The organism is Thermoplasma sp. (genome assembly GCF_008709555.1).
Classification (GTDB): Archaea; Thermoplasmatota; Thermoplasmata; order Thermoplasmatales; family Thermoplasmataceae; genus Thermoplasma.
Genome location: NZ_VYIJ01000031.1, coordinates 1 through 8,817, shown reverse-complemented (window position 1 = coordinate 8,817; position 8,817 = coordinate 1). Strand labels below are relative to the sequence as shown.

The 8,817-nt window shown below is 48.3% G+C and carries 9 protein-coding genes; 5 read left to right on the top strand and 4 right to left on the bottom strand.

What is annotated here, in order from left to right; translation table 11 throughout:
• Together F6Q11_RS07320 and ftcD are read right to left on the bottom strand one after the other, a co-directional pair.
• A partial coding sequence (locus tag F6Q11_RS07320) for a cyclodeaminase/cyclohydrolase family protein (RefSeq protein WP_297027890.1) occupies positions 1-137 on the bottom strand: 137 nt, incomplete at its 3' end.
• Positions 138-275: 138 nt separating this feature from the next.
• Complete coding sequence (gene ftcD / locus F6Q11_RS07315) at positions 276-1,193, bottom strand: glutamate formimidoyltransferase (RefSeq protein WP_297027885.1); 918 nt, start codon at positions 1,191-1,193, stop codon at positions 276-278.
• A gap of 182 nt (positions 1,194-1,375) precedes the next feature.
• Here ftcD and F6Q11_RS07310 point away from each other — a divergent pair, with 182 nt between their 5' ends.
• Positions 1,376-3,682, top strand: a complete 2,307-nt coding sequence (locus F6Q11_RS07310; RefSeq protein WP_297027882.1) for an adenosylcobalamin-dependent ribonucleoside-diphosphate reductase — start codon at positions 1,376-1,378, stop codon at positions 3,680-3,682.
• A gap of 129 nt (positions 3,683-3,811) precedes the next feature.
• Here F6Q11_RS07310 and F6Q11_RS07305 read toward each other — a convergent pair whose 3' ends face one another.
• Entirely contained in the window at positions 3,812-4,606 is a 795-nt protein-coding gene (locus F6Q11_RS07305) for an MBL fold metallo-hydrolase (protein WP_297027879.1), read from the bottom strand.
• Positions 4,607-4,704: 98 nt separating this feature from the next.
• Positions 4,705-5,652 (bottom strand): glycosyltransferase, encoded by a 948-nt coding sequence (locus F6Q11_RS07300; protein WP_297027888.1) that lies wholly within the window; start codon positions 5,650-5,652, stop codon positions 4,705-4,707.
• 65 nt (positions 5,653-5,717) lie between these two features.
• Here F6Q11_RS07300 and F6Q11_RS07295 point away from each other — a divergent pair, with 65 nt between their 5' ends.
• From F6Q11_RS07295 to F6Q11_RS07605, 4 genes are all read left to right on the top strand, one after another.
• Positions 5,718-6,626: a DMT family transporter gene (locus F6Q11_RS07295; protein ID WP_297027876.1), complete on the top strand. Its 909-nt coding sequence runs from the start codon at positions 5,718-5,720 to the stop codon at positions 6,624-6,626.
• Between the two features lie 110 nt (positions 6,627-6,736).
• Positions 6,737-7,942 carry an MFS transporter gene (locus F6Q11_RS07290; protein ID WP_297027873.1) on the top strand — a complete coding sequence of 402 codons (1,206 nt, stop codon included), beginning with the start codon at positions 6,737-6,739 and terminating at the stop codon, positions 7,940-7,942.
• Positions 7,943-8,334: 392 nt separating this feature from the next.
• Positions 8,335-8,586 (top strand): helix-turn-helix domain-containing protein, encoded by a 252-nt coding sequence (locus tag F6Q11_RS07610; protein WP_367119342.1) that lies wholly within the window; start codon positions 8,335-8,337, stop codon positions 8,584-8,586.
• A partial coding sequence (locus F6Q11_RS07605) for a zinc ribbon domain-containing protein (protein WP_367119341.1) occupies positions 8,576-8,817 on the top strand: 242 nt, incomplete at its 3' end. The genes F6Q11_RS07610 and F6Q11_RS07605, both read left to right, overlap by 11 nt.

The following is an 8,817-nucleotide window of genomic DNA, read 5'->3' as shown; positions in this document are numbered from 1 at the left end:
TTCTTTCCTATGGTTAGCTGTGATACCATGGAAATGAGTGATGCGCCAACGATGGAAACAAAGGCACTGGCTGCACCGCCACCGGGTGCAGGTGAGGGGCTGGCAAGTTTCTCAAGAAAATCTTCTATGCCCTCCATATTTACGTTAAACGGTACAAAATTCTTAAATTTATGCATTCATAAATATAAAGATATGTTTGAACATGTCAAATATTTGTATCATTGAAGAGGAATAATTTACCTCCCATCTGTGTAAATATTTTCACTGGGGAAGGTTCAATCTTTCTGTTCCTTTGCAGCCTTCTCCATCTTGCGTTCCAGTATGTTATTTTCATCGAATCCGTTCAGCTGAAGGTAGAACTTTGCCACATCTATCAGTGCCTGCTCTGGTACCAGACCTACAATCTCGCTCTCCACAGGCATAACGCCGTATCTCGCTGCCTCCATTCTGACCAGTTCGAAGGCCCTGTATATTGGCGTCTTTCTGTAGTTGGTGAGGTTCATTGATATCTGCACCATGTTCTTGTCCTTCAGGAAGAATGCAAGAGATTTGACGAACGTCAGGCCGCCGTCTTTCGCTCTGAGTGCGCTGGCTATCTTCTTTCCTATCTCCATGTTGTTCGTGTTTAGATTGACGTTGTACGCTATCAGGAAGTCTCTGGCTCCGATTATAGATGCCCCAGCCTTTCCTACGGTCGAAGGTCCGAAATCCGGCTTCCACTTCTCGTCCTTTATGGCCTCCTTCAGCTGCTCATACTGGAAGTTCTTGTTCCTTATAGCAGCGAGATCGTACCTGTCTGGCCTCTGCGCAGCCTCTGAATACAGATACACAGGTATCCCAAGCTCCTCTCCGACCCTCCTCCCGAGATCCCTCGCAAGCTTGATGCATGTATCCATCTTTGTATCCTGAAGCGGAACAAAGGGTATAACATCTGCAGCACCGAATCTTGGGTGCTCGCCTCTGTGCGCATCCATGTCGATGATCTCTGCAGCTGCCTTTATGCCGGCAAATGCTGCATCCACTGCCCTGGAGCTATCGCATACGAAAGTTATGACGGATCTGTTGTGGTTCGGATCCATCTCCACGTCAAGGATCTTAACAGTGTCAACGGAGGCTATAGCATCCCTTATCCTGTTAACCTTGTCTCGATCCCTGCCCTCACTGAAGTTGGGTACGCATTCAACAAGAGACATGGGTGGATCATGGCAATGTTATGAATAAACAATGCTGTGCATCATCTTCTCTTTGTGATCAATTATGTGATCAGATCTGTTACAAAAGATTAAACTAGATCCTATCACATCATATTAACGAATAAGTAACATAAAAAATATTGAACAGTCAAAGAATAAAACAAAACCCACGGTGTTGAAATATGGTCAAGGAAGTAGTTAAGAGAGATGGAACGGTAGTACCGTTCGAAAAGAACAAGATCACCATGGCAATCTACAAGGCCATGCTGTCCGTCAAGAACGGAACGATGAAGGACGCAGAGCAGCTTGCAGATAAAGTCGTGGCAAGGTTAAAGGACAGGGAAAAACCATCCGTAGAGGAGATACAGGACATAGTCGAAGACGTTCTGATGACATCGAAGATAGATGGCAGGACGTTCACTGATGTTGCGAAATCATACATACTCTACAGGGAGAAAAGGCGTGCCATAAGGGAAGAGAAGGAGCTTATGGGCGTCAAGGACGACCTCAAGCTGACCCTCAACGCAGTCAAGGTTCTGGAGGCAAGGTATCTTCTCAAGGACGAGGACGGCAAGATCATAGAGACCCCAAGGCAGATGTTCAGGCGTGTTGCATCTCATATTGGCATAATAGAGGCCCTCTATGATTACATCACTTACAAGAAGACCGGAAAGTTGCCGGATAAGGCCGAGATAATAGGAAAGGTATCCCCGACTCAGGAAGAGGTTCTGAGGAGGGCATTTGGTTACATGAAGGAGGACGGCATAATAGAGGGCACGTTTGAGGAATTCATGGACTTCATACAGACAAAGGGAACTTCGGCGGGTAGCTACATAAACAAATTCGAGGAGATCATGTCCTCGCTGGACTTCGTGCCAAACTCGCCCACGCTGATGAACGCTGGAACAAAGCTGGGCCAGCTTTCGGCCTGCTTCGTCCTGCCAGTCGGCGACAGCATAGAGGACATATTCGAGACGCTGAAGAATACAGCGCTGATCCATAAGTCGGGAGGCGGAACCGGCTTCTCTTTCTCCAGGCTCAGGCCGAAGGACGATATTGTTGGATCCACAAAGGGGGTTGCATCTGGCCCGGTATCGTTCATGAAGATCTTTGACGTAACAACAGACGTCATAAAACAGGGCGGCAAGAGGCGCGGCGCCAACATGGGAATCCTGAACTACAACCACCCGGACATCATGGAGTTCATACTGAGCAAGGATTCAGAAAACAAGGTGCTGAGCAACTTCAACATATCCGTCGGTGTAACGGACGATTTCTTCGACAAGCTCGACAATGACGATTACGTGGATCTCGTTAACCCAAGGACAAAGAAGATTATGAAGAGGATAAAGGCCAGGGAGATATGGGACGCCATAATAGACCAGGCATGGAAGACGGCGGATCCAGGGCTGATCTTCCTGGACGAGATTAACAGGAAGAATCCAGTTAAGAACGTTGGCGATATAGAATCTACAAACCCGTGCGGAGAGCAGCCGCTGCTGCCATACGAGTCATGCAATCTCGGCTCGATAAATCTTGCAAGGTACGTCGTAGACGGAAAGAAGATTGACTTTGACAGGCTCAGGGACACTGTCTGGGCTGCAACGCGCTTCCTGGATGACGTCATAGACGCTAACAAGTTCCCGGTGGAGCAGATAAAGAAGGTCACCAGGATGACCAGGAAGATAGGGCTCGGCGTCATGGGCTTCGCCGATATGCTCATAAAGCTAGAGATACCGTACAACAGCTGGGAGGCTCTCGAGATTGGTGAGAAGGTGATGAGCTTCATAAACGAGGAGAGCCACAAAGCATCACAGGCGCTTGCAGAGGAACGCGGCGTGTTCCCTGCATGGTACGGATCGGAATGGGAGAAGGAAGGCATAAAGATGAGGAACTCAACCACGACCACCATAGCGCCGACCGGTACAATCTCAATAATAGCCGGATGCTCATCGTCGATTGAGCCCATATTCGCGCTGGCCTTCGTGAGGCATGTGCTTAACGGGCAGGAGCTTCTCGAGGTGAACCCGCTGTTCGAGGATAAGACGCGTGAGCTGGGCATATACTCCGAGGAGCTAATGAGGCAGGTGGCGGAGACCGGAAACCTGGAGAATGTAAAGATAAACGAGGAGGTTAAGAAGATCTTCGTAACAGCTCATGAGATAGATCCACAGTGGCACGTGCTGATGCAGGCAACGTTCCAGAGGTACTGCGACTCAGGGGTATCGAAGACGATCAACATGAAGAGCGATGCAACCCGTGAGGATATAGCCAGGGCCTATAGGATGGCAAAGGATCTGCACTGCAAGGGCATAACTGTCTACAGGGACAAGAGCAAGACCGTTCAGGTCCTGACAGCCGGAACGGCCGAGACTAAGAAGCCGGAGGAAAAGGAGGTCATCGAGCTAGTGACGAAGATGCCCGACAAGTATCTTAAAATAGATTCAACGTTCGATCCGGCCTGCCCGACGGGCAAGTGCGATAAATGAATGATGAACCAGTAGCCATGCAATTACTTTTTTTATCCCTCTTTAATTTTTTCTGAAGATCTTATCAGTATTGCCTGATGGCCATCGGCTTGATGGCGTCGTATAATGTCTCAGCCCGGTCACAAAATATCATCTCTCAAGTGAATACAGGCTGCTCCCCGCATACTGATCCGCGGTCTCTATGCTCCTGTACCTTATCTTTCTGTTTTCGAGATAGCTTCTGACCTCGTTCAGCGCTATCTCCGGCCTGTTGTTCTCCTGGCTCAGATGGGTCAGTATTACCCTAGTCTCTTCCGTTGCGACCTTGGCTATTGCCTCTGCAGACTGTTCATTGGATAGATGCCCGTGATCGCTGAGTATCCTCCTCTTCAGGATCTCGGGGTAGCTGCCTGTCCTCAGCATCTCTACGTCATGGTTAGATTCGAAGGCAAGTATATCCGAATCCCTTATGCCATCGATCACGCGATCCGTAACCTTTCCAAGGTCAGATACAACAGATATCTTGGCGTCGTGCCAGAATACGGAAAAACCAATTGGATCAGCCGCATCATGAGGTATCTCGAACGCCCTAACCTCGAAGTTTCCGACCACGAGGGATCCGTCCATCTCGTACGTCTTCCTCCTGAAGGATCCGGCAAGGGCCGGCCTCAGATAAACGTCCATATCGATATACTTGGATGTGATGGGGACACCGCTGATATGATCAGAATGCTCGTGGCTGATGAACAGCGATATTTCCCTGCCCTCTAGGCCAAGGCTTCTGATGGAATCCCTGAACTTCTTCATTGTTACGCCAAGGTCTATGACGATGAGATCCGTCCTGTCCCATATGAGCGTGCAGTTTCCCTTGCTCCCGCTGGCAATGTTCTTGAAGAAAAGGGTATCCGCATCTGAATCATGGACGATCTTCTGCCCGTGGATCAATGAACGATCGGAATGAGATAGATCAACTTGGTGTATAAATCTTAGGTAGCTCTCAGAAAAATGAACTCTGCACATCAGCGTGGCCCTCAAGCGATGTTTCAGCGACCGCGGCCATGGATCTTCTCGGCCTCCATCCTGAATTCATACCGCATTGCAGCTTTCCTGAAGGCCCTTGAATAGAGGATCGAGAATGGAAATGGCCTCTGGCTGAGGAACATGATCCTATCCATAATCGATGGCGATCCTGAAGGCCTTTCCCCCTCGAATACGTACTTCAAAGTCCTGTAAAGGGAGAGGCGGCGCGTAAGAAACGGACCGGCTGGACTGCCCTCGGCGATCTCATGGATCCTCTCAAGATCCCGCACAAACCTTCGGAGAAACGACCTTTCGAATTCAACAAAGCTATCAAAGTCCCTGATATCCCTTGACGTGCTCTTAGGCATTATCCTGTATATGGACTCTGTCCTGCCATCGCAGAAAATGGGCACTCCTGATGAGGCTGCGACTGCGAAATAGAATGTGTCAACGGCCAGATCTATCTTCCTCAGATCGGATGCATGCGAATCCAGCAGTTCTCTGGAGATACCCATGGAACTGCTGTTGAAGCTGCAGTTATATCTATCCAGAAGAAACACATCCGATCCTCTCCTTGGTACAAGATACAGTGGATCGGGCAGCAGCGGCTGATAGCTCCTGGCAACGACGCCATCAACGGTCACCGGAAATATGGCATTCCTGTAGAACCCAGCCGCTTTAGCAGACAGCACTTCCATCACCCTAGACACCTTTGTCCTGAGAAAGATGTCGTCGTCATCCAGGAACAGGATGAAGTCACCGCCAGCCGATCTGATCGCATCGTAGACTCTTTCTCCGGATCCGGAAGAACCCGTGGTCACATTTCTTATACCTCTTTCGGAGCAGAGGTCATCGATATATCTATCGTAGAAGTTCTTGGACAGCACGGTCTCGAAATGGTCAGAATCCTGGTTGAGGAGTGATGCCAGAGCATACCTCAGGTATTCCCTCCGGTTGTATGCGGTGACGATTACGCTGATCGTGAACGTTCAGTGAATGTACGTAAAAAAATATAACGATCCTTTAAGTATACCAAATGCTTCAATTGTTTCAATCGCTGAGATACAGAATGCTAGCCTATGCGGTAACCGGGTCAGCACTTTGGGGCCTATCCGGAACGGTATCATCGATACTCTTCAGTCGTTACGGGATGCCGTTCTCCACGCTTGTCACGATGAGGATGGTCTTCTCCGGGATCATACTGCTGGCCATGGGCAGAGGCTTCGTTGGCAGAAGGGATCTTCCGCTGTTCCTTGTATTTGCGATACCCGGCCTATTTGGCGTGCAGATACTCTACCTCGCCACCATATCATTTTCCAACGCTCCGGTTGCAACGCTGCTGCAGTTCCTCTTCTTTCCAATCGTTGCCATATATGATTACATGATCTACAGGAGCCTTGGCCTTTCGCCACTGATACTGGCACTTACCTTCTCGATATTGGGCATCTACGAACTCACAACTGGGTTCCCGTTTTCTGGCATATCAGTGAGGATAAGCTTCATCGCCCTGGTCCTCGGGCTTGCCACAGCGGCCGCCGCTGCGCTCTACACGATAACATCATCCAGGATCGTGAAGGAATACGGGGGCCTTAAAACTGTGGCCTCTGGGATGATCGTGGGCGGCATCGTCTCCGTGCCGATGGGATCTTATTCCGGGATATCCTACTTCCAGAACATCGATATGGCGCAGATTATTCCCGTGGTTTCACTGACGCTGTTCGTGATCATATTCGGAACGGCACTGGCATTCTATCTCTACATCAGCAGCATGCGGTACATAAGCCCTGTGGAGGCCGCCGTTTCCGGGACTCTGGAACCCTTGGCCGCTGCCGTTTCATCTTACCTGGCACTTGGAATAAGGCTGAGCCCGATGCAGTATGTTGGAGGCATACTGATCGTAATATCGATACTCGTGATAGTCCTTGCGAAGAACAGGAACGGTTGATACCCTAATATTATGGTAAAACACTGCATTTCTCGTGCGAAATATGGCGCAAAGGAGCAATATTAATATTGAAAACAGCAATGCCAGACCTCGCTTCACAGAAGTGAACCATGAGGAATTCCACGCTGATAGCCCTTAGGTCTTTTATTGTTTCAGCAGGTGCAACTGCTGCCAATAGTTTCATAGGGGTATTCGGTGTATTTCTCGGTGCCACAGCCGTTGAGATGGGGTGGCTACAGTCAACGGCCAACGCCATATCAAACGGAGGACAGCTGCTTTGGGGGCGCATCAGCGACAGATTCGGCAGGAGAAAACCGTTTCTCATATTGGGAAGCATCGTTCTGGGCGTTCTCTGGTACCTTCTGACCATGGTTAGGACACCGATCGGCCTTATCGTCCTTTACGCCTTTATATCTCTATTCGGATCGCTGATAACCGTCAACTGGTTCTCGCTCATAGCGGATCAGGTGAAAAGCACGGTACGGGGTCGTTTCCTCTCCATAGTGAACATGCTGAGCTCGGCAGGCACAATAATATCGCTGATCGTCATGGTGTTTCTCTTCCACGGCACGGCCACAGAGGAGATACTCATACCGTTCTCAGCCGCTGCCGTTTCTTACATTCTGTCTGCCGTGCTGATGTCATTTCTCAGGGAATCAGGTTCTGCCAGAAAATTTTCTGGGAACCTCATAAAAACCCTGCGTTCCGCAAGAAGGGAGAACAGTCTCTTCTACCGGTACTTCATGGCAATGAACGTACAGGGTTTCTTCTGGTCCATGGCGTGGCCAATGTTCCCGATGACTGTAGTCCTGATAATGAACTTCGATCTAGCACAGGTCGCCATACTTACGGTGGCCTCTCTATTAACATCCGTCATCGTTCAGTACCTGCTCGGCAGGATCACTGACCACGTGAGCAGGCCCCCGTTGATATTTGGCAATCGCCTTCTGCTTAGCGCGATACCGTTGCTGTATGCATTCTTCGTGAATTTCAAGGAATTCATAATACTGGAGATCTACAGTGGGATCCTCGGATCGATACAGAACGTCGTGATGAACTCCTATCTGCTCGATATTGTCCCTGATGGGCACAGGGCAGAATACATATCCATAATTAACGGTTTCAACGGCATCATATACTTAGCTGGCGCCCTTTCTGGAGGATACGTGCTGGCGTTCATGGAGACGCTTTTCCCCATCAGGTTCGCGCTGATGTATTCGTACATCATGGTTTTCTTTGGGAGGTTCCTGTCGGCCTTCCTGTTCCTGGGACTGAAGGAACCGGATCAGAGGGAGAGAGTACCTCTCAGCCTCTAATCGCTTATACTGAGGTTCAAGCAGCCGGGAAGCCCCTCAGGAGGTACGATGAAATTCAGATAGTTGGGTCTACGATGTTTTGTTGGGTCTGATATCACTAATGGCTATTCAACTGCTGGAACACCTGATACCGGAAACTGTAGATCTAACAGCCTAACCATTTACCCGATAATATACGGGCAAAAGCAGCATCATGGCTTTATTCAATCTGACGCATGATCTTAAATTTAATGTCTGATAAAACCTGTATCTCAATTTCATATAGCATATAACTCCAACAAGTGTTTATATAATCAATGTGTTATATTATCAGTTATGAAGGCAAATAAAACATCAAAATTATAGAAAAATTAAGGGTTTGGAGGAAGCTGTAATTCTCAATAGCTTCAGTGATGAGATACATGTACTTCATCCAATGGAAAAAGTCTATAATTGATGATTCTACATCTATAACAATGATAACAGCTGCCAGGGTGAAGCTGTATCCAAACGAAAGACAGAAGGTCCTTTTAGAAAAACACCTTGGTAGCTGTCGTTTTGTCTACAATTATTTCTTAGCGAAGAGGGATGAATACCACATAACGCATAACGATGCGGATAAATCTTCTCTGAGCTATCTGGATACTCAAAAACATGCTAGTTGAACTAGAAAAGAATTATACATGGCTTTATGAAGTGAACTCCCAATATTTAAGGATGTCCCTACGCTTCCTTGACAACGCATTTAAGAAGACGCTCATGTACAAGACGTATAAATATGGAAAGAACGTGGTAAGGATGGGTAGGTTCGATCCCTCATCGAAGATATGTTCAAGGTGCGGTAACATAAAGCATGATCTTAAGCTATCTGATCGTGCGTACCACTGTGATGTATG